The sequence below is a fragment of the Synechococcus sp. Minos11 genome (assembly GCF_014279855.1).
Classification (GTDB): Bacteria; Cyanobacteriota; Cyanobacteriia; order PCC-6307; family Cyanobiaceae; genus RCC307.
Map to the genome: position 1 here is coordinate 2230946 of NZ_CP047953.1, position 24996 is coordinate 2255941.

General features: G+C 61.6%; 24 protein-coding genes. 13 read left to right on the forward strand and 11 right to left on the reverse strand.

The features are described 5' to 3' along the window. The first annotated feature begins 38 nt into the window (after positions 1-38). Positions 39-1100: an anthranilate phosphoribosyltransferase family protein gene (locus SynMINOS11_RS12530; RefSeq protein WP_186548903.1), complete on the forward strand. Its 1062-nt coding sequence runs from the start codon at positions 39-41 to the stop codon at positions 1098-1100. Here the strand turns inward: SynMINOS11_RS12530 and SynMINOS11_RS12535 are convergent. Next, a complete protein-coding gene (locus SynMINOS11_RS12535) occupies positions 1091-1294 on the reverse strand; it encodes a hypothetical protein (RefSeq protein ID WP_186548905.1) in 204 nt (67 codons plus the stop codon). The two genes, SynMINOS11_RS12530 and SynMINOS11_RS12535, sit on opposite strands and share 10 nt — an antisense overlap. 241 nt (positions 1295-1535) lie before the next feature. On the opposite strand from SynMINOS11_RS12535, the gene SynMINOS11_RS12540 reads away from it, so the two are divergent. After that, positions 1536-1991, forward strand: coding sequence for a nitrate reductase associated protein (locus tag SynMINOS11_RS12540; protein WP_011936900.1), 456 nt, complete (start codon positions 1536-1538; stop codon positions 1989-1991). Here the strand turns inward: SynMINOS11_RS12540 and SynMINOS11_RS12545 are convergent. Both SynMINOS11_RS12545 and SynMINOS11_RS12550 read right to left on the reverse strand, forming a co-directional pair. Continuing rightward, complete coding sequence (locus tag SynMINOS11_RS12545; protein ID WP_186548907.1) at positions 1972-4191, reverse strand: molybdopterin oxidoreductase family protein; 2220 nt, start codon at positions 4189-4191, stop codon at positions 1972-1974. The two genes, SynMINOS11_RS12540 and SynMINOS11_RS12545, sit on opposite strands and share 20 nt — an antisense overlap. Positions 4192-4256: 65 nt before the next feature. After that, positions 4257-5816, reverse strand: coding sequence for a NarK family nitrate/nitrite MFS transporter (locus SynMINOS11_RS12550; RefSeq protein WP_186550887.1), 1560 nt, complete (start codon positions 5814-5816; stop codon positions 4257-4259). Between the two features lie 209 nt (positions 5817-6025). On the opposite strand from SynMINOS11_RS12550, the gene SynMINOS11_RS12555 reads away from it, so the two are divergent. From SynMINOS11_RS12555 to SynMINOS11_RS12565, 3 genes are all read left to right on the forward strand, one after another. Continuing rightward, positions 6026-6595 (forward strand): molybdenum cofactor guanylyltransferase, encoded by a 570-nt coding sequence (locus tag SynMINOS11_RS12555; RefSeq protein WP_186548909.1) that lies wholly within the window; start codon positions 6026-6028, stop codon positions 6593-6595. Further along, positions 6592-7644: a GTP 3',8-cyclase MoaA gene (gene moaA, locus SynMINOS11_RS12560; protein ID WP_186548911.1), complete on the forward strand. Its 1053-nt coding sequence runs from the start codon at positions 6592-6594 to the stop codon at positions 7642-7644. The genes SynMINOS11_RS12555 and moaA overlap by 4 nt, the downstream gene beginning before the upstream one ends. 70 nt (positions 7645-7714) lie before the next feature. Beyond that, a complete protein-coding gene (locus SynMINOS11_RS12565) occupies positions 7715-8086 on the forward strand; it encodes a hypothetical protein (protein ID WP_186548913.1) in 372 nt (123 codons plus the stop codon). Here the strand turns inward: SynMINOS11_RS12565 and hrpB are convergent. The 3 genes from hrpB to moaB are packed head-to-tail and all read right to left on the reverse strand — an operon-like array spanning position 8044 to position 11780. Next, positions 8044-10563, reverse strand: coding sequence for an ATP-dependent helicase HrpB (hrpB, locus tag SynMINOS11_RS12570; RefSeq protein ID WP_186548915.1), 2520 nt, complete (start codon positions 10561-10563; stop codon positions 8044-8046). The genes SynMINOS11_RS12565 and hrpB overlap by 43 nt on opposite strands. A 3-nt stretch (positions 10564-10566) precedes the next feature. Next, entirely contained in the window at positions 10567-11280 is a 714-nt protein-coding gene (locus tag SynMINOS11_RS12575) for a sulfite exporter TauE/SafE family protein (protein ID WP_186548916.1), read from the reverse strand. Continuing rightward, a complete protein-coding gene (gene moaB, locus SynMINOS11_RS12580; RefSeq protein ID WP_186548918.1) occupies positions 11277-11780 on the reverse strand; it encodes a molybdenum cofactor biosynthesis protein B in 504 nt (167 codons plus the stop codon). The genes SynMINOS11_RS12575 and moaB overlap by 4 nt, the downstream gene beginning before the upstream one ends. A gap of 37 nt (positions 11781-11817) precedes the next feature. On the opposite strand from moaB, the gene SynMINOS11_RS12585 reads away from it, so the two are divergent. Continuing rightward, positions 11818-12066 carry a MoaD/ThiS family protein gene (locus tag SynMINOS11_RS12585; protein WP_186548920.1) on the forward strand — a complete coding sequence of 83 codons (249 nt, stop codon included), beginning with the start codon at positions 11818-11820 and terminating at the stop codon, positions 12064-12066. Between the two features lie 4 nt (positions 12067-12070). Further along, the gene (locus SynMINOS11_RS12590) at positions 12071-12517 is read left to right on the forward strand and encodes a molybdenum cofactor biosynthesis protein MoaE (protein ID WP_043738501.1); all 447 of its coding nucleotides are present in this window, start codon (positions 12071-12073) and stop codon (positions 12515-12517) included. 1 nt (position 12518) lies between these two features. Here SynMINOS11_RS12590 and SynMINOS11_RS12595 read toward each other — a convergent pair whose 3' ends face one another. After that, positions 12519-13772: a molybdopterin molybdotransferase MoeA gene (locus SynMINOS11_RS12595; RefSeq protein ID WP_186548922.1), complete on the reverse strand. Its 1254-nt coding sequence runs from the start codon at positions 13770-13772 to the stop codon at positions 12519-12521. Beyond that, a complete protein-coding gene (gene moaC / locus SynMINOS11_RS12600) occupies positions 13765-14256 on the reverse strand; it encodes a cyclic pyranopterin monophosphate synthase MoaC (RefSeq protein WP_043738505.1) in 492 nt (163 codons plus the stop codon). The genes SynMINOS11_RS12595 and moaC overlap by 8 nt, the downstream gene beginning before the upstream one ends. 50 nt (positions 14257-14306) lie before the next feature. Here moaC and SynMINOS11_RS12605 point away from each other — a divergent pair, with 50 nt between their 5' ends. The 5 genes from SynMINOS11_RS12605 (at position 14307) to SynMINOS11_RS12625 (ending at position 20014) form a co-directional block, all read left to right on the forward strand. Further along, complete coding sequence (locus tag SynMINOS11_RS12605; protein WP_186548924.1) at positions 14307-14798, forward strand: nucleoside deaminase; 492 nt, start codon at positions 14307-14309, stop codon at positions 14796-14798. A gap of 1 nt (position 14799) precedes the next feature. Beyond that, on the forward strand, positions 14800-16014 hold the full coding sequence (locus tag SynMINOS11_RS12610; RefSeq protein WP_186548926.1) for an MFS transporter: 1215 nt from the start codon (positions 14800-14802) through the stop codon (positions 16012-16014). Positions 16015-16047: 33 nt separating this feature from the next. After that, positions 16048-18180: a polyphosphate kinase 1 gene (gene ppk1, locus SynMINOS11_RS12615; RefSeq protein WP_186548928.1), complete on the forward strand. Its 2133-nt coding sequence runs from the start codon at positions 16048-16050 to the stop codon at positions 18178-18180. A gap of 225 nt (positions 18181-18405) precedes the next feature. Beyond that, positions 18406-19374 (forward strand): sigma-70 family RNA polymerase sigma factor, encoded by a 969-nt coding sequence (locus SynMINOS11_RS12620; RefSeq protein WP_043737528.1) that lies wholly within the window; start codon positions 18406-18408, stop codon positions 19372-19374. A gap of 1 nt (position 19375) precedes the next feature. Then, positions 19376-20014, forward strand: a complete 639-nt coding sequence (locus tag SynMINOS11_RS12625; RefSeq protein ID WP_186548930.1) for a diacylglycerol/polyprenol kinase family protein — start codon at positions 19376-19378, stop codon at positions 20012-20014. Here the strand turns inward: SynMINOS11_RS12625 and SynMINOS11_RS12630 are convergent. Next, positions 20011-20340, reverse strand: a complete 330-nt coding sequence (locus SynMINOS11_RS12630) for a hypothetical protein (protein WP_011936918.1) — start codon at positions 20338-20340, stop codon at positions 20011-20013. The genes SynMINOS11_RS12625 and SynMINOS11_RS12630 overlap by 4 nt on opposite strands. Before the next feature lie 83 nt (positions 20341-20423). After that, positions 20424-21479, reverse strand: a complete 1056-nt coding sequence (locus SynMINOS11_RS12635; RefSeq protein ID WP_011936919.1) for a 3-deoxy-7-phosphoheptulonate synthase — start codon at positions 21477-21479, stop codon at positions 20424-20426. A 93-nt stretch (positions 21480-21572) separates the two neighbouring features. Between SynMINOS11_RS12635 and acnB the strand changes: the two genes are divergently transcribed. Further along, positions 21573-24176: a bifunctional aconitate hydratase 2/2-methylisocitrate dehydratase gene (acnB, locus tag SynMINOS11_RS12640; RefSeq protein WP_186548932.1), complete on the forward strand. Its 2604-nt coding sequence runs from the start codon at positions 21573-21575 to the stop codon at positions 24174-24176. On the opposite strand, the gene SynMINOS11_RS12645 is transcribed toward acnB, so the two are convergent. Further along, positions 24173-24994 (reverse strand): hypothetical protein, encoded by an 822-nt coding sequence (locus SynMINOS11_RS12645; RefSeq protein WP_186548934.1) that lies wholly within the window; start codon positions 24992-24994, stop codon positions 24173-24175. The genes acnB and SynMINOS11_RS12645 overlap by 4 nt on opposite strands. Positions 24995-24996 lie beyond the last annotated feature (2 nt).

Sequence of the window (24996 nt, forward strand, 5' to 3'; positions counted from 1 at the left end):
CGGCTCTTCAGGATCGCCGCAGCGCCGAGGGAGCAGTCATGGCCGCACAGCCAAGCTCGCCGGCCAGTGGGCGGGAAACGTTTAAGACCTACCTGCGCAAAGTTGGCAGCGGTGAGCACACCAGCAAAGGACTTAGCCGCGAAGAAGCTCGCCACGCGCTTGAACTGATCCTTGATGAGGAGGCCACACCAGCCCAAATCGGCGCCTTTTTAATCGCCCACCGCATCCGCCGGCCTGAGCCCCAAGAGCTCACCGGCATGCTCGATGTTTATCGGCAGCGCGGTCCCAAGCTCAGCACCACCACCAAGGCGATCAGCTTTGGCATGCCATTTGATGGCCGCAGCCGCACCGCACCGATCTATCCCCTCACGGCTCTTCTCTTAGCGGCGGCAGGCCTTCCTGTTGTGCTGCAAGGTGCTGGGCGTATGCCTGTGAAATATGGCGTCAGCAGCGCTGAACTCTTCAGCTCCCTGGAAGTGAACTGGACAGGCCGCAACTTAGAAACGCTCCAGCAGTGCCTAGATGCCACCAACCTGGCCCTGGTGCATCAACCCGACCACTTTCCAGCTGCTGAAAGCCTGATTCCTTACCGAGAGGATCTCGGCAAACGGCCACCTGTTGCCAGCCTCGAGCTGCTGTGGACCGCCCACCAGGGCGAGCATCTGCTGGTGAGCGGCTTTGTTCACCCCCCAACCGAAGCCAGGGCCTGGGAGGCACTCAAGCTCGCCGATGAGCCCGACGTAATGACTGTGAAGGGCTTGGAGGGCAGCACGGATCTACCGATCAGCAGAGCCTGCGTCACCGCCCGCTGCAGCAACAACCAGCAGGAGCGCCAAATCCTTCACCCCCGTGACCATGGCTGTTACGGCCATGACCAGCTCTGGGAAGGGCTCGATGTCTGGAGCGATCAGGCCAGAGCAGCTCTGGGCGGGCAGGGCGAGCTAGCCACCGCCTTGCTCTGGAACGCCGGCACTTATCTGTGGCAGGCGGGCTGTGAAGACAGCCTGGAGCAAGGGCTTGAGCACGCCAGAGAACTGCTGAACTCAGGCCAAGCCCTCAATCACTTGGGCGCCGTGCAGGCTGCCTTGGCTCAGGGCTGAGCCAGCGGCTGCCAAAGGCTGGCGGCATGGGCGGTCACCGGAGCCACCACCTGGGATGGCGAAACAGCCACTGGATCAGCCGTTCTCACCAGTTGAACTGCCAAAGAACCAACGACAAAGGCTCCAAGAAAGCCAGCGGCGATGGTGATGGGATGACGGCCTGAACCGACCGTCGCTGCACTTTGTACTGCCATCAAAATTAAATCTTGATGACTTCACTATGAAAAAAGCTCTTCAGTTCACCCAAGAGTCGGTATAAATCGACACAAAAGCGGGCTCCGCCTGAACCATGTGTTGATCAACAGCAAACCAACCGTGGGAAGCTCCAAGAAGTAGACCCATGGCAATTGCCAGACGCATGATTAATGCTTCAAAGAGAAGCTAAAACTGTCAGGAAACGGAACATCAATAAGCCACAACCGACACCAAATTGCGATGAATCAAGCCAGCCACTGTTTTGCCTTTGAGCACGATTTCATCGGTAGCTGGCGCTGCATCCCTCTCTGTGTTCGCCGCAAACTCGATCTCATCGGCCTCAAGCTGAAGTTGAACCACTGGTTGGCGCTGAGTCAGGAACAACGCCAACAACTTGTGGATTGGCCTGATGAGCACCAGCAGCTCAATGCACTGCGTGATCATCTGCGTGATTGCACCAGCTCAATGGCTGATGGGATGGCCAAAAACCTGCCTCCAGCTTGCAGTGAGCCGTGGCAACAGCCCAATCGCATTCCTGCTGAGTTGATCGATGCTGCTCAAAAGCAGGGAGTTGAGCTCGATGCCAACGCCTGGTCAAAGCTCGATGAACTGGAACGCTTTGCCCTCTGCAAGCTGGCCCGACCAGGCCACGATCACCACAACCTGCCGGCCGCCTTCAGCGAGGTGCTGGGCTAAACAAGCGACGTAAGGCTTGCAAGCGATGGCTCGTCTGCTCCTGCGGACGAATCACCGAAACCGCCGGAGCCACCACCACGGCTGTGGCCTTGAGCTCTGGCTGCTTGGAAATCGGACAGGCCTCACCGTGCATCAAGGCATTGGCTTCACAGGCATGCTCCTGGGTGAATCCCCAGTGCATCGGCAAAAACACCGAACCCGAGCGAATGCGGTCGGTGATGGTGATGCGAGCTGTGAGCGTGCCGCGGCGTGAGGTGATCGCCGCAATGCCATCGGCCTCAAGGGAAAAACGCTTGGCATCGTCGGGATGCACCTCAAGGCGAGGTTCGGCATGCATCGACTGAATGCGCTCGACCTTGGCCGTTCGCGTCATGGTGTGCCAATGGCCCAAATAGCGGCCGACCGTGAGCACCAAGGGGTAAGCCTCACAGGGTGGTTCGGCCAAACCCAATGGCTGCTCAGCCATGAAACGGGCCCGCCGCGATGGCGTGGCAAAGCGGTGATCGCTGTACAGCCGCTTGGATTCTGTGGTGGGTTCACTGCCACTGGGGAACGGCCACTGCTGGGGTCCGTGCTCAGATAGCAACTCATGGCTGAGGCCAGAGACATCGCATAAACGGCCAGCACTCAGAGCCGCAAATTCGGCATACACCTCAGCAGCGGAGTCGTAGCTGAACTGCTGCTCAAAGCCGAGCCGGCGACCGAGCTCAGCGAACACTTGCCAATCGGCGCGGCTCTCGCCATGGGGTTGGCGGAAGGCCGGGCAATAGGTGATGCGCCGCTCTGAATTGGTCATCGCTCCGGCTTTCTCGCTCCATTGCGCCGCTGGCAACAGCAAGTGGGCGTAGTGGGAGGTTTCGGTATCGGCGTAGGCGTCACTGACCACCACCAAAGGGCAGTTGCGCAGCGCTGCCTTAAGCCGGTCCAACTCCGGCATGCTCACCAAGGGGTTGGTGGCCGCCACCCACCAAAGATCAAGCTCACCACGCTCCATCGCCTCCACCTGCTCGCCAGCAGCCAAGCCAGGTTGAGCCGCAATCGATCCAAGCTGAAAGCCCCAGGCCCGCTCAACCTCAGCGCGGTGGTCGGCATTGCCCACCAGCCGATAACCGGGCAGCAGATGGGCCAAGCCGCCGGCTTCGCGGCCACCCATGGCGTTGGGTTGGCCGGTCAAGGAAAACGGTCCAGCTCCGGCATGGCCGATCTGACCGGTGAGCAGATGCAGGTTGATTAAACCGCCAACGACTGCCGTGCCCTCACGGCGCTGGTTGACGCCCATCGACCACAAACTCAGAACCGCTGGCTTGCGGCACCACAACCGGGCCACCGCCCTGAGTTGCTTTTCAGTGATGCCGCAGGCCTCAGCAACCCGCCGCGGTGTCCAGGACTCCACCGCCTGAGAGAACGCTGCAAAGCCCTCGGTGGCCTCATCAATGAAGTCGGCATTGAAGCCAGCATCTTTGAGGATCAAGCGCGCCAATCCGTGCAGCAACATCAGGTCTGTCCCTGGTGCAATCGCCAAGTGATGGTCGGCGATCTTGGCTGTTTCCGTCGCCCTTGGATCCACCACCACAATCGTGAGGCCCTTGGGATCTTTCTTTTTGCGCTTCAACAAACGCTGAAACAACACTGGATGGCATTCCGCGGTGTTGGTGCCAATCAGAAAGGCCACCGAACAGTGATCGAGATCCTCGTAACAACACGGCGGGCCATCAGAACCAAGGCTGCGGGTGTAACCAGCCACCGCTGAACTCATGCACAAGCGCGAGTTGGCATCGAAATTGTTGGAACCAATGGCGCCTTTGAAAAGCTTCTGCGCCAGGTAATAGTCCTCGGTGTGGAACTGGCCGGAGCCATACATCGCAATCGCCCCAGGACCTTTGCTCGCCAGGGTGCTGCGGATGCGTCCCGCCAAGAGATCAAACGCGTTGTCCCAGGTGATGGGCTCGAACGGGTCCTCCATTGAGGAGCGATACAGGGGCTGACTGAGTCGTCCACCCGCCAAGGTCTCGCCAACCGTGGCCCCTTTGATGCAGACCTGGCCCTGACTTGAGGGATGGGCACGATCACCACGGGCGGACCACATGGGATGGCCCTCGCCATCACGACGAACGGGCCGGCCCGGTTGCGCGGGAGGCAGCAATTCCAAACCGCAGCCAACACCGCAGTAAGGACACTGACTGGTCACCGAATCAGCCACGGCAAGCGCTTTTAAAAAACAAAAAGCCCAGGATCTTTCGACCCTGGGCAGGAACTAGCAACTGCTTAGGAAGCAGGCTGAACTTGAGCAGCCTCACCTTCATGCAGTTCCGCAAAGGAACCCTTCGGCTCTTTGAGGAAGAAGAAGCAGAAGAAGGCCACAACCAGACCAGCCACGCCGAGCACCTGGAAGAAGGCACTGTTGGAAGAAGCGATGATGTCAGCTGTGGGCTCAGCGCCACCACCCATCCACATGGGCAGCAAGCTGAAGATGGTGAGGTAGGTCACTGCGCCAACGTTGCCGTAGGCGCCCACCAAACCAGCCACCTGGCCGGTGACGCGACGCTTCACAAGAGGCACCAAAGCAAAGGTGGCTCCTTCACCCGCCTGCACAAAGAAGGACGCCAGCATCGTGATCAGCACAGCAACAGCAATGCCGGTGGAACCGGTGAAGGTGCCGGGCTTGATCATGCTCATGATCAGATAACCAACACCTAAGCCGAAGGTGAGGAAGCCCATGGTGTTTTTACGGGAACCCAGGCGATCGGAGATCAAGCCACCAGCAGGGCGAGCGACCAGATTCACAAAAGCAAAGCAAGAGGCCAGGATTCCAGCAGTGGCCTTGGGCAGGTCAAAGGTGGTTTCAAAGAAGGTGGGAAGCATCGAGACCACCGCCAGCTCAGAGCCAAAGTTGACGATGTAAGTGAGCTCAAGGATCGCCACTTGTTTGAACTCGTAGCGGTCTTCCTTGGGGTATTCCTTGGTGCCCATGATCAGCTCACGGTTGGTGCGAACGATCCCCCAGGTCTGGAAGGCAAACCACACCAAAACTGCCAAGAGAGCCAACGGATAGGTGGAAGCGTTGAGGAATCCAACCTTCTGAAGGCGCCAGCAGAGAACACAAAGAATGGCCGCAAAAGGCACGTTCATGCCAAGCAAACCCCAGAAATCACGCATGGAAGTGACTTCAAGACCAGCTGTTTTTTCCGGACGCTGATACACCTTTCCAGGCGGAGTATCACTAACGTTGAAGTAATAAATGACGCCATAAACAGCCGAAATAATGCCGGTTAGGGCAATGGCACCACGCCAGTTCAAGACCGCACCGGTGGGCAGCTCAAAACCACCCGAGAAGGACAGCCAACCGGCCACACCAACCAGAGCTAAAGCGGAGAAAGCGGAGCCAAAGTTGCCCCAACCGCCATAGATACCCTCAGCCAAACCGATTTCTTTGGGCGGGAACCATTCGGCCACCATGCGGATACCGATCACAAAGCCGGCGCCAACGATGGAAAGCAGCAGGCGAGACACCACCAACTGATTGAAATCCTGCGCGGACGCAAACATCAAGCAGGGGATGACCGAAAACACCAGCAAGGTGGAGTAGGTCAGCCGTGGACCGAATTTGTCGAGAAGCATCCCGATCAGCACGCGCGCCGGGATGGTGAGCGCAACGTTGCAGATCGCCACGGTGCGGATTTGGCCAACAGTCAAACCCAGGTCAGCCTTCACCGTGGTGGCGAGGGGAGCCAGGTTAAACCAAACAACAAACGTTAGAAAAAAGGCGAACCAGGTGAGATGCAGCGTGCGATATCTCCCCTGGAACGACCAAAGGTCGCCAAGCATGAGAGTCAAGGTGAATAAACAGACCCTGAGCTCAAAATGGAATGCTCGGGCAGCGGATTTAGGGCGTTACCAAAACAAGTCGCCCACCCCGCTATTGGATCAGCTTGTAGGCCTCTTAAAAGTACTTAATGATACAAAGTAAACATCAAGTGGTTCATGCAGAACGTTTTCACCGGGATCCGCGAAGTGTTGATCATCAAACTGTTGTAATGACTACCAAAATTGCACTAAAGGCCGTTGTTCTCAGCGGTGGGGCCAGCCGGCGCATGGGCCGGGATAAGGCCTTGCTTCCCCATGCCGCTGGCGGCACCTGGTTGGAGCACATCACGGACCTGCTCAACAGCTTGGATCTACCGGTGCTGGTGCTCACCATCCACCGCAGCCATGAACAGCTGCTGCAAACAAGCCAAGGGGTGAGCGTGCAGCGCGATGCCACACCAGGAGCAGGCCCGCTTCAAGCCATTGCACCGGTGTTTCCTGCCGATCAGCAGCAAGCCCTGCTGGTTGCACCAGTGGACATGCCGGAACTGCAAGCTGATGGCTTACGACAACTCATCAGCAGCTGGCAGCAGCAACCCAGTGCAGCAGCTGTGGCCCACGACGGCGAACGCCTGCAGCCCCTGCTGGGTATTTATCCGGGGGGAAGCAAACAACGCCAATCCATGCTGGAAACACTCGCCGCCGGTCACAACAGTTGGATGGCCTGGCTCAACCAAATCGACTACCGAGCCGTGAGCCTGCCGCCAGGGCAACTGCGCAACTGCAATCGACCCCAATGACAACTCCAGGGCGATTGATGGATCAACACCACAGGCCATTGGGTGTGCTGCGGCTGTCGCTGACGGCCCGCTGCAACCTGTCTTGCCCGTACTGCCAGCCCGATGGCGGCGAAGACACGCGCCTCGCATTGCACCAACGGCTGCAACTGATCCGTGCTTGCTGCGAGCTGGGCTTGACCACCCTGCGGCTCACCGGGGGAGAACCGCTACTCGCCCCTGAATTGGATGAGCTGCTGCTGGCGATTCAGCAGGGCCGCAACAGCCGCCACGACCCGTTGCAGCAGCTGCAGGAGGTGGCCCTGACCACCAATGGCACGCTGCTTAACGGCTGCCGAGCCGAGCAACTCAAACGAGCGGGCCTCGATCGCATCACCATCAGCCTCGATGGGGCTACCGGGGCCAGCGTGAGCCGCATGGCCGGCCTGCAAGGGGGCGAGCGCCATGGCGAGCAGATGCTGCAACGCGTGCTGCAAGGCATTGCTGCGGCCAAAGCCGCTGGCTTTCACGCCGAATCCGGTGCCATCAAGCTCAACAGCGTCATCCAACGCGGCCACAACGACGATCAACTGCTTCCCCTGGCCGAATTGGCGCGCCAGCAGAACGTGGAGCTGCGGCTGATCGAATACATGGATGTGGGAAACCGCAACGGCTGGTCAGCAGCTGAGGTGGTGCCCGCCAGCGAACTCCTCAGCCAACTGCAACAGCGTTGGCCACTGGAACCGTTAGGGCGGCCCCAACACGGCACCGCCAGCCGCTGGCGTTACCGCGATGGGGCAGGACACATCGCTGCAGTGGCTTCAATAAGCCAACCGTTCTGCCGCGACTGCAACCGCCTGCGGGTCACCGCTGAAGGCATGGCCTACACCTGCCTGTTTGCCGAGCAGGGCCATGATCTGCGCCCATTCCTTGGGACAGACAGCAGCACTGACGAACTTCAAGCCGCTCTAAAGGCCATCTGGCAGCAGCGCACCGATCGCTACAGCGAAGAGCGCGAGCAACGCCAAGGGGAAATCAGACAGCCAGCGGAGATGGCTTATTTAGGCGGCTGAAGGATTTAGGTGAGAACACCGATGCCAATTGGCGCCTGAGCCGATCAAGCTGTAGCAAAAGATACGGTTGATGCTTCCCTCCTCCCTTTGCCGCGGCAGCAGCACCTCCCAGCAACGCAAGGAACAGCAACTGGTCATGCGGCTCTGCAAAGACATTGCCCGCGCCCAATTTGTCTTTGCCAATCCCAAGCGCAGCAAGCGGCTTTGGGATGAAGCAGCCGCCCTCGAGATCGAGCCGGATCGTTTGCTGCACCTCCTCTATGGGGGAGTGGATCTCGACGATCCTGCTGATTTGATCGCTGCCGACGAGCTCTATTTGAGTCAGCGCCAGGGCTATCGCCGCAGCCCCTGGGTCAGCCGCATCTTCCCAACAAGGCGCCGCCAGCCTTCACGGCCGGCTCAAGCCTGCGTCGGATCCTCCGGCCAGCGGTGCTTGGGATAACGACCCCGCAGGTCTTTGCGCACCAGCGGGTAACCCTGCTGCCAAAAACTCTCCAAATCTCGGGTCACAGCAGCCGGGCGGCCAGCCGGTGAGAGCAAATGCACCAGCACGGCATGGCGGCCACCCGCCAGACGGGGCGTCTGCTGCAGGCCAAAAAAGTCTTGGAGCCGGCTGCTGAGCACCGGCTCTTCTCCGCTGTAGTCAATGCGGCCATGGCGGCCACTGGGCAAGGTCCAACGCAACGGGGCCAACGCATCGAGTTGGCTGCGGGCACGCCAATCCAAGCGATCCAGCAAGGCCCCCTGCAGATCAATGGCCTGCAGCTGCGCCGCGCTGCGTACGCCCTCCAAGTGCGGGCCAAGCCACAGCTCCAGCTCAGCCAGCAGGCTCGCCTCATCCACCGCTGGCCACAGCTCAGGATCGAGCTGATGCAGAAAAGCCAGCCGGCCGCGCAACTGCAGCTGTGCTGGCGTCCAGCCGAGCCACTGCAAACCGCGGCGCTGCAGCTGCTCCAGCAGCACGGCCTGCACAGCCGCTGAATCCGGCTGAGGCTGGGGGGCATCACTAAGCAGCAACGCACCCAGGCGGCGCTGCCGGCAGGCCATCACCTGCTGGCGTTCGTCGTCCCACTCCACAACATCGTCATCGAGGAGCTGTTCGGGCTGCAACAACTCCAAGGCCGCGCGGGGCAGCGGTGCTGCCAACCAGATGCGGGCCTGACGCCGGTCGCCATCGAGATGGGCCGCCACCAAGGCTTCGCTGGCGGCCAGGGGATCCTGCGGCTCCAGAGCTGCGCCGCGGCCAGAGCTAAGCACCATCACGCCAGGGCGCTCCTGAGCCCGCGGCAACGCCAAACGGTCGGGATAGGCCAAGGCCAACACAATCCCTACCCACGCAGCCCAGCCCTCTGGCAGCAAAGGAACACTTTTGGGCAAACGCAGCTGACGGCGGAGTTGCAGCGCCAGCTGGCGGATGGGTGCAATCGCGCCAGCTCGGCCTCGCTGCTCCAGCAGATCAAGCCGCAGGCAAAGGTCGGCACCAACAGCGTCTTGGCGCAAGGGATCCCGTTCGCCAAGCAGCGCCGCCATCACACAGGCCAAGGCCTGGCGCTGCTCGGCTGACAACCGCGGCAGCTTCAACGCAGTGGCCGGCAGCTGAAGATCAGCGGCGCGCAACACCATCGCCCCCAAGCGCGGGTGCAAGCCCAAAGCCGCCATCGCTCGGCCGCGGGGGGTGGGTTGGCCATTGGGCTGCAAGGCGCCCAACTCCTGCAACAACACCCGGGCCTGCTGCAGAGGACCTGAAGGCGGCGGATCAAGAAACGCCAACTCCTCCCCCTCAGCTGAGCCCCAAAGGGCCAACTCCAATGCCAATGGAGCGGGATCACTGCTGAGAATTTCAGGCTGCGGTTGCAGCGGCCGGCGCTGTTGATCCACAGCAGTCCACAGCCGCCAGCAAACACCTGGCCCCAGGCGACCCGCGCGGCCGCGGCGCTGATCGGCTTGGGCCACGGCTGCTTTTTCGGTCAACAACCGCGCCAAACCGGTGCTGGGGTCAAACCGCGACACCCGGCTCCAGCCCGCATCAATCACCACCTCAATGCCATCGATGGTGAGGCTGCTTTCCGCCAGGGCCGTGGCCAGCACCACCTTGCGGCGACCTGGCGCCGCGGCGGCCACCGCCGCGTCCTGGGCGCGCGCATCGAGATCACCAAACAGGGGCGTGAGCTCCACGTCTGCCGGCAGGGCGTCCTGCAGCTGCTCCATCAGACGACGGATCTCCGCCTGACCAGGCAGAAACACCAAAACGCTGCCCTGCTGCGTTGCCAAGGCCTCCCGGATCGCCGGGCGCACCTGATCCGCAATCGCTCGCGGACTGGGTTGATCCGGTGCTGGCCGCTCGGCATAGATGGTTTCCACCGGGAAAGCACGGCCCTCACTGCTGAGCACCGGAGCGTTATCGAGCAACCGCGCCAATGGCTCGGCATCGAGGGTGGCTGACATCGCCACCACAGCGAGATCGGGCACCAGCAGCTGGCGGGCCTGCCAGGTGAGCGCCAAGGCCAGATCACTACCAATGCCCCGCTCATGCACTTCATCGAACAGAACCGCACTGACGCCGCTCAGGGCTGGGTCCTCTTGCAACAGGCGCAAAAAGAGCCCATCGGTCACCAACTCCACGCGGGTGTTGGGACCAACGCAGCTATCGAGCCGCACGCGATAGCCCACCGTTTCACCAACGGCTTCCCCCAGGCTGCGGGCCATCTGGCGCGCAGCCAACTTGGCGGCCAAGCGCCGCGGTTCCAGCACCAGCACCCGGCCTTGGCTCCAAGGCTCAGCCGCGGCCAAGGCCAACGGCACTCGCGTGGTTTTGCCCGCTCCAGGCGGGGCCTGCAGCACCAGCCGGCCATGGACGCGCAACGTCTCCAGCAGCTGCGGCAACAACGGCTCAATCGGCAGCGAAGCAGAAGAAGCCATGGCTCAACCCAGCAGCAACTTGCTGCCCGCAAACCCGGTGACTAGGGCCAGCAAACGGCGAATGGTGGGAACGGCCCAGCGATGACTACCCACGTAGGCACCGGCGCCACCAGCTAGCAGCACGATCAGCAACCACGCCCATGGCACAGCCGGCAGCGGTTGGCCTGAGCGCCAAAAACCCAAGAGCCCTGCGATCGAGTTCATCAAGATGAACACCGCCGATGCCGCCGCGGCTTGGCGGGTGCCGCACCAGCGCCGCAACACCATCCAAGGGCTCAGAAACACACCACCTCCAGTGCCGGTCAGGCCAGCCATGAACCCCAAACCACCACCGGTGGCTAGCAGGCTGAAGCGATCGGGAGGAGCGAGCTGCTCGGGATCCTGCGGACGCAGCAGAAAACGAACGCCGGCCGACAGCAGCACCACGCCCAACAGCACCCGCAAACCTCGGGTTGGCACATCCAGCCATCCCCCCAAAAAAGCCGCTGGCAGCGCCAGGGGCAGCAGCGGCCAAAACTGTCGCCACTGCAGATGACCAGCACGCCAAAACTGCCAACTTCCCAAGCTCGCCACCACCACGTTGAGCAGCAAAGCCGTGGGCCGGATCTGCTCAGGGGCGAGGCCGGCCAACGCAAACACAGCGATGTAACCGGTGGCACCGGCATGGCCAACAGCGCCATAGAGAAACGCCACCACCGCCAGCGACAAGGCGATCACGACGGTTCCCGCAGGCGGGGCAACAGCTGCACCAAATTGCAGGGGCGGGTGTCTGGATTCAGCTGAGCTGCAATCAAACGCTCCCAGGCCGTGGTCACCGCATCGAGGGAACCCGGCAACACAAAAATGATCGTGCCGTTGGCTGTCCCCGCCAAACAACGGCTTTGCAAGCTGCTGGTGCCGATGGTCTCGAAGGACAGGACCCGGAACAGCTCACCAAAGCCATCAATGGTTTTATCCAGCAGCGGAGCCACCGCTTCTGGCGTGCCATCGCGACCGGTGAGCCCGGTGCCACCTGAGCTGATCACCACCTGCACCGCTCGATCAGCAATCCAAGCGCTCAATACCGCCCGAATCGCATAACGGTCATCGGGCACCAGCTCGCGCTCCTGCAACTGATGGCCTGCGGCGAGTAGGGCCTGCTGCAGGGCATCGCCGCTGGAATCGTCGGCCAAGCTGCGCGTATCGGACACCGTCAGCAGTGCGATTGCAAGTCCCATCGCCAAGGGGTGCTTTACCCATTCCTAGGCTGCCGTGATGCAGCAAAGCTCAGGCAGCATCACTGTGCGGTTGTTTGCCGCTCTGCGTGAACAGGCTGGCTGGGACCAGCGATCATGGCCGCTCACCAGTGGCGCCGATGCCCTAAGCGTGTGGCAAGCCTTGGGCTTTGGAGACGCCATTCCCGACGGCACACGCGTCGCGATCAATCAAGAATTTGAAAGTCCGCGCCAACAGCTCCAACAAGGCGATGAGCTGGCCTTCCTGCCGCCGATCAGTGGTGGCTGACGCCATGGCCAGCAGCATCCCGATCGATGTGGCGCTCTGCAGCAACGCTTTCGAGCCACTGGCTGAGTTGCAGCAATGGCCGCACCACCAGAGCAACGCGGCCACCGGTATTTTCATTGGCCGCATGCGCAGCCAAGGCAGCAGCGCTGAGGAGCTCGAAGCCATGCAGCTGGAGCACTATCCCGGCATGACCGAACGCCAGCTGCAGCACTTAGCCAGCGATGCAGCCGCTAGCCACGGCGTACGCGCCGTGCTGATTCGCCATCGCATTGGCCGGGTGACACCCAATCAAACCCTGGTGCTGGTGGCCGTGAGCGCTGATCGCCGCGGTCCAGCCCAGCGCTGCTGCCAAGCGCTGCTGGAAGCCATCAAGCACGACGCGCCGTTCTGGAAACAGGAGATCAGCCGCTCTGGTGACCGCCGCTGGATCGAGGGCAACACGCCGCTTTGATTCAAAAGATCGGCAGCCGCAGCAGTTGCGCCCACACCAACGTTCCCGCCGCTAACTGCGTGGCTTCAGCTGGCAACTCCAACAGCAGATCCGCCTCCTGCAACGAGCCAATGCGGGAGGAGGCCTGACTGCCCTCCAGCCAAGCCATGGGCACGCCAGAACCATCCACGTGCAAGCGAGCCCGGGCTAACTCCGGCCGGCCGGCGCGGCGGCGCAGGTCCTGGGCCAACGGCAGCTGAAAACGGGGTAGCAGCTGGGGCTTGGCTCCCTCCAGCTGTTGCAGGGCGGGCCACAGCAATTGCAAGGCTGTGATCGCTGCGGCCACGGGATTGCCAGGCAGACCAAAGAAGGGGATGGCTTGGCCGCTGGGCCCTTGCAGCGAGCCAAAGGCAAACGGGCGGCCTGGCTTGAGAAACAACTTCCAAAACGCCACCTCACCGAGCTCGGCCAGCAGGGGGCGAATCCAATCACTGTCACCGGCAGAAACCCCACCAGTGCTCACCACCACATCCGAGCCAGCGGCCAGCTCCTGCAAGGCCAACCGCAATGCTGCCGGATCGTCGGCCACCACTCGGCGCTGGGCCACGGGATAACCCAGCCGAATCAATAACGACTCCAGCAGGGTGCCGTTGCTCTCCCAAATGGCTCCCGGGGGCCGGCGTTCTCCCGGGGGAATCAACTCATCCCCGGTAATCAACAGCCCCAGCCGCGGCCGCACAGTCACCGCAAGCTGGCTGATTCCACACGATGCCAAGCGAGCCAGTTCCGCTGCGCCCAAACGGGTGCCGGCAGCCAATAGCTGCTGGCCTGCACTGGCCTCCTCATCAGCCGCGCGAATCCACGGCTGATCTGACACCGCCTCAACCAGCTCGAGCGTGGAGGCCATAGGGCACTGCACCTGCTCCTGGGGCAACACCCGCTGAGCCCCAGTTGGCAGTGGTGCACCGGTGAGGATGCGAATTGCTTCACCGGCGCCAAGCTCAGCGCCATAGGGGGCCCCGGGCGCTGAGCGGCCCACCAGCTGCCAACGCGTTCCAGACGCTGGCGGCTCCGGTGTGCTGATGGCGTAGCCATCGAGGATCGAGGCACGAAATCCAGGCACCGACTCAGCCGCCAACACCGGTGCAGCGCTCAAGCGCCCCAACGCCTCTTGCAGAGGCAGCGATTCCACCAATGGCGCGGCCGACAATGCTGCGAGCACGGCCTGGCGAGCTTGCTCTAAGGGCAAGCCTTCGGCTGGAAAGGGTTCAGCCATCACTCGAGCGTTGCCAGCGGCCGTTGCGGCCTCCCTCCTTACTAAGCAGGCGCACGGACGTGATGGTCATGGCCGGATCAGCACTTTTGAGCATGTCGTAGAGGGTCAACAAGCCCACCTGCACCGCCGTGAGCGCCTCCATCTCAACGCCGGTTTGACCAACGGTGCGAGCCGATGCCTCCAGCCGCAAACCACTGCCATCCGCCAGCGATTCAATGCTGACCTCAAGGCCGGTCAATGCAATCGGATGACAGAGAGGGATCAACTCCCAGGTGCGCTTGGCCGCCTGAATGGCAGCAATGCGAGCCACCGCCAAGACATCGCCCTTGGGCGCACGCCGCTGCAGCACCAACTGCAGCACCTCGGGCTGCATGCCAATGCAGCCTTCGGCGGTGGCGCAACGTTCAGTGCTGGCTCGATCACCCACCTCCACCATGTGCACCTCACCGCTGGCGTTGAGGTGGCTCAAGCTGGGCTCGACCATCCGATTGAGCTGCTGATGCACCAAGCTTGCGTCATTCCTGAGCCCTGGTGATGTCGAGCGCCGACCAGCACGAACAGTTCATGGCCCAGGCCATTGAGATCTCGCGGCAAACCGCCCTGGAAGAACGCAGCGGCGAACCCTTTGGTGCTGTGATCGTGCGCGATGGAGTTGTGATTGCCGCGGAAGGCAACAGCGTCAACGGCGATAGCGACCCCACAGCGCACGCTGAAATCAACGCCATTCGTGCCGCTGGCCGCGCACTGGGGACCTGGGACCTCAGTGGCTGCGTGCTCTATGCCAGCAGCCGCTGCTGCCCCATGTGTTACGGCGCTGCCCACTGGGCTGGCATCCGCAAGATCTATTACGGCGCCGGCTGGGAGGACTACAGCGACTTCTACGACGACTCGGAAGCCATCAAAGAAATGAACCTGCCGCCAGAGCAGCAAGCGATGGCACCGGAGCAACTGCTGCGCCAGCAAGCCATTGAGGTCTGGCAAACGGTTCGTCAGGAGCGCGGCATGGCTCAGCCGGAGAGCGCCTGAGTTGAAGCGTCCCTCCACCCTGCTTTGCGTTTTCGTCACCCTGCTCAATGACCGGGTCAGCGAAAGCCTGGTCTTCCCCTTGCTGCCGTTTTTGCTAGCCAGCTTCACCAGCAGCGGCACCACCTTGGGTTTGCTGGCCGGCAGTTACGCCCTGGCTCAGTTCATCGCCACCCCCCTCATCGGCGCCTTCAGTGACCGCTTTGGCCGGCGCCCGGTGATTGCCACCTGTGTGGCAGGAACCGTTATTGGGCTTGGGGTGTTTGGACTGACCTTGGAACTGCCGTGGCCCGATGGCAGCCTTTGGCCGCTGCTGCTGCTGTTTGGCGGCCGCCTTCTCGATGGCTTTAGTGGCGGCACAGCAGCCACCGCAGGTGCGGTGCTGGCTGACATCAGCACCCCTGAAAACCGAGCCAAAGCCTTTGGCTTGATCGGTGTGGCCTTTGGCTTGGGGTTCATCCTCGGGCCGGCCTTCGCGGGGATCTTGAGCCAGTGGAGCGTCACGCTGCCGGTCTGGATCGCACTGCTGATTGCTGTTGTGAACCTGCTGTTGGTGCTGCGGCTGCTGCCTGAAACACACCCACTGGATCAACGCCAACCGCTGCCGCGCAAACGGGCCCTCAATCCCTTCACCCAACTCTCCGGTGTGTTCAGCAACCCGCGGGTGAGCCGGCTGTGTTTGGGCTTTTTCCTCTTCTTCTTGGCCTTCAACGGCTTCACGGCCGTGTTGGTGCTGTTCTTTAAACAGAAATTCGGCTGGGGACCTGGCCCTGCCACCACGGCATTTTTGATCGTGGGGATTGTGGCCACCGTGGTGCAGGGCGGTTTGATTGGCCCTCTGGTCAAACGCTTTGGCGAGCAGCGCTTAACCCTGGCGGGCCTGGGCCTGGTGCTGGTGGGTTGCCTGATGATTCCGCTGGCCCCGGTGGACCGCAGTCAAAGCGTCGTCTACCCAGCAGTGGCCCTGCTGGCCTTTGGCACTGGGTTGGTGACGCCATCGCTGCGCAGTCTGGTGTCGCGTCGCCTCAGCAGTGGCGGCCAAGGTGCAGCTCTCGGCAGCCTGCAAGGTCTGCAGAGCCTCGGCAGTTTCCTGGGGCCGCCACTGATGGGATTCAGCTACGAGCTTGTGGGTCACAGCAGCCCGTTCCTGCTGGCCGCTGCCTTCCTGATCGGCGTGGCTGCCTTGAGCGCTAACGGAAGCTTTAAACAAGCTGGCTAGTTTCCGAGCCGCAAGCATTCCTGCAGCAATCCCATGACGTCGGTCGAACTCGCGCCCGAGCTCTACCTCAACCGAGAACTGGCCTGGATTGATTTCAACCAGCGGGTGCTGGCCCAGGCCATGGACCCACGCACGCCGCTGTTGGAGCAGGCCAAATTCAGCGCGATCTTCAGCAACAACCTCGACGAGTTCTTCATGGTGCGGGTGGCTTCGCTGAAGTCACAGGTGGAAGCCGGCATCGAGACCCCAAGCGTCGACGGCCTCACCCCGCTGGAGCAATTGGTGGCGATCCAAACCAAGTTGCGGCCACTGCTGGAGCAGCAGCAACAGCACTACCGCGACACCCTGCGGCCGCAACTGGCTGAACACGGCGTGCAGGTGCTGGATTACCACCAGCTCAATGGCGAGCAGCGCGCTTGGATCAACCAGCACTTCCGCAGCGCCATCTTTCCGGTGCTGACGCCGCTGGCGGTGGATCCGGCCCACCCGTTTCCCTTCATCAGCAACCTCAGCTTCAACATCGCTGCCTTGATTCGGGACCCCGATACCGGTGAGCAGCAATTTGCGCGGGTGAAAGTGCCCCAAAAGAATCTGCCGCGCTTCATCAAGATGCCCCTTGAGCTGGCTGGTCAAGAGGGCTTGCTCTACACCGCCATCGCCCTGGAGCAGGTGGTGGCCAACAACCTGGGCTTGCTGTTCCCCGGCATGAGCGTGGAGGCCCACTACACCTTCCGGGTCACCCGCGACGCGGACCTGGAGCTGCGGGAATTGGAAGCTGACGACCTGATGAATGCGCTGCAGGAGGGTCTGCGCCGGCGCCGCATGGGCGGCGAGGTGGTGCGCCTCGAGGTCGCCGATGACATGCCAAGCGATGTGATCGGCCTGCTGATGGAAGGCATGGCGGTCGAGCAAGAGGACGTCTACCAAATCAGTGGGCCGCTGGGCCTTGATGACCTGTTCGCCCTCACCGGCGTGCCGCTGCCGAAGTTCAAAGACCAGCCCCAAAAGGCCCGCATTGCAGCGCCATTGGCGCGGGCGCAGAAAGCTCTGCTGGCCGATGGGTCGATCCCAGAAGAGGAATTTGAAAGCATCTTTGCTGTGCTCAAACGCGGCGATGTTCTGCTGCATCACCCCTATGACCTGTTCTCCTCATCGGTTGAGGAATTAATCAATCAATCGGCCGATGATCCTGATGTGCTCGGCATCAAAATGACCCTCTACCGAGTCTCAAAAGACTCGGCCGTGATCAGTTCATTGATCCGCGCCGCTGAGAATGGCAAACAGGTCATGGCCCTGGTGGAGCTCAAGGCCCGTTTCGACGAAGAAAACAACATTCAATGGGCCCGCCAGCTTGAAAATGCTGGTGTGCATGTGGTCTACGGGGTCATCGGGCTCAAAACCCACACCAAAATCACCCTGGTGTTGCGACGCGAAAAAGAGGAGTTGCGCTCCTACGTGCACATCGGTACCGGCAACTACAACTCCAAAACGTCACGTTTGTACACCGATCTCGGTTTGCTGAGTGCCAGGCCTGAATTGGGGGGAGACCTGGTGGAGTTGTTCAACTACCTCACCGGTTTCTCCAAGCAACAGACATTCAGCAAACTGCTCGTCGCTCCCGTCAGCCTGCGCGCGGGAATGGAGGCCCTGATCCGCCGTGAAATCGACCATGCCAAGGCAGGCCGCGGCGGTCACATCATCGCCAAGATGAACTCCTTGGTGGATCCGAGCATCATTGCCCTGCTCTATGAGGCCTCCCAAGCCGGAGTGCAGATTGAACTGATCATTCGAGGCATCTGCAGCCTCAGACCAGGGATTCCCGGCCAAAGCGAGAGCGTGCGCGTGGTGAGCATCATTGGTCGCTTCCTCGAACACTCGCGAGTCTTCTGGTTCGGTAATGCCGGAGCGTCCGAGGTGTTTATCGGCAGTGCCGACTGGATGGGACGCAACCTCGACCGGCGCGTTGAAGCGGTGACGCCTGTCGAGGACCCAGTTCTACGCCGACAACTCGAAGTTTTGATGCAGACCTATCTCAATGACAACCGCGGCGCCTGGGATATGGGCAGCGACGGTCAGTTCACACAGCGGCAGCCACAAGAGGAAGAACGCAACTCACAACTCGAGCTCATGGACACATGGCGCTCCGTACAGGGCCAAGACCACTAAAACTGTGGCCATCCACACACATTGCAAACGATTTGCCACTAAAACCAAAGAGTTTTGAAGCTTTAGAGACAAAGCATCAACACCACATCAATGCATCAATTACTTAACGATCAGAAACGCTGATCCAGTTGCTTTCTGGAAATCCAGATTGTCTTCCTAATAGCACCAATTAAGCGGCCGAAGCAGTGCTATGTTCTGGCCAAATTAAATTCGGAGACCAGGGTGATGGGGACACCACTGGAGCACCGATCTGAGGCGCCTAAGCCTCGGAATCGCAGTGCCTCGCGTTCATCTAATCGCGGCTCAGGCCGCCTTAGTACTGATTCAATTGGCTGGTATCTCAGCAATATCGGCCGAGTGCCGCTGCTGACCGCCGCAGAAGAAATCGAGCTGGCCCACCAGGTCCAGCAAATGAAGCAACTCAGCGAAATTCCCGCTGAGGAGCGCACTCCCAAGCAGCGCCAGCAGGTGCGCATGGGCTGCCGCGCCCGCGACCGCATGATGGCCGCCAACCTGCGCCTGGTGGTCAGCGTCGCCAAGAAATATCAGAACCAAGGCCTGGAGCTTCTGGACTTAGTGCAAGAAGGGGCCATTGGTCTCGAGCGTGCGGTCGACAAATTCGACCCGGCCATGGGCTACAAGTTTTCAACGTATGCCTACTGGTGGATCCGCCAGGGCATGACGCGCGCCATTGATAACAGCGCCCGCACCATTCGCCTGCCGATTCACATCAGCGAAAAACTCTCCAAGATGCGCCGCATCACACGGGAGCTCACCCACCGCTTTGGGCGTCAACCCAACCGCTTGGAACTCGCCCACGCCATGGGCATGGAGCCCGATGAACTGGAAGAACTTCTAAGTCAGAGCGCCCCTTGTGCATCGCTCGATGCACACGCCCGCGGCGAGGAAGACCGCAGCACCTTGGGTGAACTGATCCCTGACCCGTCCTGCAACGACTCCATGGAAAGCATGGACCGGCGCATTCAAAAAGAACATCTAGGCACCTGGATTACCCAGCTCAACGAGCGGGAACAAAAAATCCTGAAATTGCGCTTTGGCCTCGAAGGTGCCGAGCCACAAACGCTGGCCGAAATTGGTCGTCAGATCAACGTGTCCCGCGAGCGGGTGCGGCAGCTGGAAGCCAAAGCCATCCTCAAGCTCAGACTGATCACCAATCAGCAACAGGCCGCCTGAGTTGAGCGCTGCCGCCAACCTGCTTTGGGTCGCCCTCTGGCTGGCGTTGGTCCTGGTTGCTGCCAAAACCGCACGGCTGATTTGGCCACTGCAAAAGGAACTCAGCCGCAAGCTGGTGCACATCGGTGCTGGCCTGGCTGTGCCGCTGGCCTGGGCTCTGCAGATTCCGCATGCGTGGGCCCTACCCGCGGCTGGACTGGCGACGCTGATCGCCCTGATCAATCACCGCTTCCGGCTCGTGCCGGAAGTGGAAGATGTTGGTCGGCGCAGCATCGGCACCATCGCCTACGGGCTCTCCATCACCTTGCTGGTGTGGTTTTGGTGGCCGCAACGGGCTGATCTGGTCAGCGCTTGTGTGCTGGTGATGGTCCTCGGCGATGGAGCCGCTGGCTTGTTGGGCTCCTCACTCTCATCACCGCGTTGGCAGGTGATGGGACAAACCAAATCACTGATCGGAACCAGCGTGATGGCCATCGTCAGCTTGCTGGTGCTGAGCTTGCTGCTGCGCGATCTCAGCTGGCCAACCCTGATCGCCCTCAGCGCGGCAGCCACCTTGCTGGAGCAAATCAGCTGGGGAGGCCTCGACAACTTCAGCGTGCCAATGGGCGTTGCCGCGATGGCCTACTGGCTTGGTGCTTAGGCCTCAAACATCTTTTCGCAGCGCAACTGCCAATCCTGGGGCGTTCCCAAACCAGCCACCAACAGCCTGTCGGCGGGTGCTTGACCCAAGATCCGCTGCCACTGGGCAATGAGCTCCTCTTTTTCCAACCAACCCTTGAGCAAGGCTTGATGCACGAGCTGCGGATCCCAACAGCGCTGCTCGGCAGCTTGTTGGCCCCACCCCAGCAAGCGATCGAGCTGACAGGGCCGAAAACCTGCAAACACAGGGCCCGCCGGCTGACCCTGCTCCAAACGAAACAAATTCAGCGAATCGCTGATGCCAAAAAACTGCAACAACAGGGCCATAACGGAAGGCCTCCTGGAGAGCTGTTTGAGATTAAGCAGAGAAAAACAAGAGACCGTGACTGTCGCTACAAGCCATCAAAGACCTAGGCCACCGGAACCGGAACCGCCGCAGCCAACTGCTCGAGCAATTGCTCGGTGGTGGTGAGATCGATGCAGGCATCGGTGATGCTCTGGCCATAGGCCAGCTGACTGAGGTCAGCGGGAAGTTTTTGATTGCCCTCGACCAAATTGCTTTCGAGCATCACGCCCAGAACCGACTTGGAGCCCTGGCGCACCTGATCCGCCACGGCTGTGAGCACCTCGCTTTGGCGCCGGTAGTCCTTGTTGGAGTTGCCATGGCTGCAATCGACCATCACCCGATCAGGCAACGCCGCTGCCTTGAGTTCAGCGGCGAAAGAGGCAATCGCTTCAGCGTGGAAGTTGGTCTGGCCGCCACCACCGCGCAACACCAGATGACCATCGGGATTGCCCGTGGTGGACACGATCGAAGCGTGCCCCTGACGGTTGATCCCCAAGAAATGATGCGGCCGAGCGGCGGCCTGCATGGCGTTGATGGCCACGGTCACCCCGCCATCAGTGCCGTTCTTGAATCCAATGGGCATGGACAACCCCGAGGCCATCTCGCGGTGGGTTTGGCTTTCGGTGGTGCGGGCACCAATGGCCGTCCAGCTCACCAAATCAGCGATGTATTGGGGAACGATTGGATCCAGCAATTCCGTGGCCGCCGGCAGGCCCCGCTCAGCCAGTTGCAGCAGCAGCGAACGGGCCCGGCGCAAGCCGCTGTTGATGTCGTAGCTGCCATCGAGATGGGGGTCATTAATCAGACCCTTCCAGCCCACTGTGGTGCGGGGCTTCTCGAAGTACACCCGCATCACGATCTCAAGGCTGTCCTTGAGACGTTCACGGATCAGGGCCAGCGCGCCGGCGTATTCCTCTGCGGCGGCCACATCGTGAACCGAGCAAGGGCCGACGATCACCAGCAACCGCGGATCCTCGCCGCGGAGAATGCGTTGGATCCGCTGACGGGTCTGGCGCACCGTTTCACTGGCCCGATCCGACAACGGCAGATCGCTGTGCAGGATGGCCGGGGCCACCAACGGGCGGGTCTCCACCACATGCAGATCGGAGGTGGGGAGCATCGGGCAAGACCTAGGCATCGCTCAGCCTAAGATCCGCCGCCATCCCGGCAAATCAGACAATGGTTTGCTGAGTTTGTCGCTGACGCCGTACCGATGAGCCTTATCCCTGACGCGTTCCTGCCGGCTTACCGCGCCGCCGCCGCTGAGCGAGAAGGCCTTGGTGTGCCCCCCCTAGCTCTCGACGCTGAGCAGACCAAAGCCCTCACAGAACTGCTGGAAACACCTCCCACTGGGGAGGAGCAGACGCTGCTGCATCTGCTCAGTGAACGCATTCCACCGGGTGTGGATGAGGCGGCCTACGTCAAAGCCGACTGGCTCAGTGCCGTGGCCGAAGGCCGGCGCAGCAGCCCCTTGGTCACCCCGCTGGAAGCCACACGGCTTCTGGCCACGATGATTGGCGGCTACAACGTGGCGGCCCTGATCAGGCTGCTCAGCAACACCGACAACAGCCTGGCGGCTGCCGCCGCCGAAGGCCTGAGCCGCACCCTGCTCGTTTACGACGCCTACAACGACGTTCTCGAGCTGGCCGCTGGCAACAGCTACGCCAAACAGGTCATCGATAGCTGGGCTGAAGCGGAGTGGTTCACGGCCAAGCCCGAACTGCCCGAGTCCATCACCGTCACGGTGTTCAAGGTGGAGGGGGAAACCAACACCGACGATCTCTCCCCTGCCACCCACGCCACCACGCGTCCTGACATCCCGCTGCATGCCACAGCGATGCTCGAGACCCGCATGCCCGGCGGCTTGGAGCAGCTGGAAGCCCTCAAAGCCAAAGGCCATTCAGTGGCCTACGTGGGTGATGTGGTGGGCACCGGCAGCTCCCGCAAATCAGCCATTAACTCGGTGCTGTGGCACACCGGCAGCGACATCCCCCATGTGCCCAACAAGCGCAGTGGTGGCGTGATCTTGGGCGGCAAAATCGCTCCCATCTTTTTCACCACAGCAGAAGATTCCGGCGCTCTGCCGATCGAATGCGACGTCACCGGGCTCAACAGCGGTGATGTGATCACGATCCGTCCCCATGCCGGCACGATCGAGCGCGACGGCGAGGTGGTGGCCCGCTTCGATCTCAAGCCCAGCACCATCAGCGATGAGGTGCGCGCAGGCGGCCGCATTCCTTTGATGATTGGTCGCGCCTTGACCGACAAGGTGCGCAGCCAACTGGGTCTACCGGCCTCCGAGCTGTTTATCCGCCCAACGCCTCCCGCCGACAGCGGCAAGGGCTTCACGCTGGCGCAAAAAATGGTGGGCCGCGCCTGCGGACTGCCGGGTGTGCACCCTGGCACCAGCTGCGAGCCGTTGATGACCAGCGTTGGCAGCCAGGACACCACCGGGCCGATGACCCGCGATGAGATGAAGGAGCTGGCCTGCCTTGGCTTCTCCGCTGATCTGGTGATGCAGAGCTTCTGCCACACCGCGGCCTATCCCAAGCCGGTGGACCTCAAAACCCACGCCGAGTTGCCCGACTTCATGAGCAACCGCGGCGGGGTGTCCTTGCGCACTGGCGACGGCATCATCCACAGCTGGCTCAACCGCATGCTGCTGCCCGACACCGTCGGCACCGGCGGCGATAGCCACACCCGATTCCCCCTCGGCATCTCCTTCCCCGCAGGCTCCGGTTTAGTGGCCTTTGCCGCGGCCATCGGCGCCATGCCACTCGACATGCCGGAATCGGTGTTGGTGCGCTTCAGCGGAGAACTTCAGCCCGGCGTCACCCTGCGTGATGTGGTGAATGCGATTCCCTATGTGGCGATCGAGAAGGGGCTCTTGACGGTGGAGAAAGCCGGCAAGAAGAACGTCTTCAACGGCCGCATCATGGAGATCGAAGGTTTGCCCGATCTCAAGCTGGAGCAGGCCTTCGAACTCACCGACGCCACGGCAGAGCGCTCTTGCGCCGGCAGCACGATCAAGCTCAGTGTCGACACCGTCAGCGAGTACTTGCGCAGCAATGTGGCCCTGCTCAAAAACATGATTGCCCGCGGCTACAGCGATGCCCGCACCCTGGCGCGCCGCATCAAAGCCATGGAGGACTGGCTGGCCAACCCTGAATTGCTGGAAGCCGATGCCAATGCCGACTACGCCGCTGTGATCGACATCGACCTCAACACGATCACCGAGCCGATCGTGGCCTGCCCCAACGACCCCGACAACGTCAAAACCCTCTCCGACGTCGCTGGCGACAAAGTCGATGAGGTGTTCATCGGCTCCTGCATGACCAACATCGGCCATTACCGGGCCGCAGCCACCGTACTGAAAGGTCAGGGGCAAAACACTGCGCGCCTGTGGGTCTGCCCCCCCACCCGCATGGATGAGGAGACGTTAAAAGCCGAGGGCTACTACGCCACCTTCGAAGCCGCCGGATCACGCATGGAGATGCCGGGTTGCTCGCTCTGTATGGGCAACCAAGCGCGCGTGGAAGACAACACCACCGTGTTCTCCACCAGCACCCGCAACTTCAACAACCGCCTCGGCAATGGCGCCCAGGTCTATCTGGGCAGCGCCGAGTTGGCAGCGGTCTGCGCCCAACTGGGACGCATCCCCAGCCGCGAGGAATACCTGGCGGTCGCCGCTGAGCGGATTGATCCCAACAGCGCTGAGCTCTACCGCTACTTGAACTTCGATCAGGTGCAGGGATTCGCCGATGAAGGCCGGGTGTTGAGCCAAGCCGAAGAGGAGAAGCTGCTGGCAGAGGCCTAAAGCGTCGGCGACTTGTAGCCGAAGCGTTCGGTGATGAAGCGGTCCCGCTGGGCCACCAGCTCGATGCTGGCCTGGTCGTAGTAGTCCTGCCAGCGGCTGCGTTTGCCGCGGGACGGATTGCTGCGCCCGCCCCCCAGGATCTGGCTGCGCTGCTCATCGCTCACAGCGATCTGCAAGCGCTCCAGCACCATCAACAGGTCCTGCTCCAAGTGCTCGGTGCGGATCACGTGATCGAGGTAATTGGCAGTGGCATCAAAGGCGCGCAGGCTTTCCAGATCAGCGATGGAGCGAAAACTGCCGCGGCAGAAGAGATCGAGGTAGCGGTAGGTCAGCAGACCCACCCGATCAGCGCAGGCATGCAAGGCCAAGCGCTCGCCGCTGTCCCAACGGCGGGCGGGCTCATGCAGCCAACGCAACCAAATGCGAAAAGCCTGCACGTCTTGAACATCGCTGTAGAGCCGCTGCCACTCGGCTGGGCGCTGGCGCAGGCTGTGCAGCCAACGCCTGCCGGCATAGATCGGCGCAGCGCGCCAACCCAAACCCCGCACACTGCCGCGCCCGTGGGTGAGGGCTTCCCAGAGCATTCCCTCCTGCTGGCAGCCGTAAGCCCACAGCGAGACGTACCAGGCCCAGGGATTGCGGACGGAACCGAGAAACACCGGCCTGCGATCGAACTCCGCCTGGCTGGGTTTGTTGTGCTTACCCCGCTGCTCCCCGGGAACGACCAAGGCCAAAAGCTTGCCGATGTGGGTGCAGGCCGTCTTGGGCAGCTCCACATAGATCAGGCGATCGGCGATGAACATCCGCAGCCAGACCATCG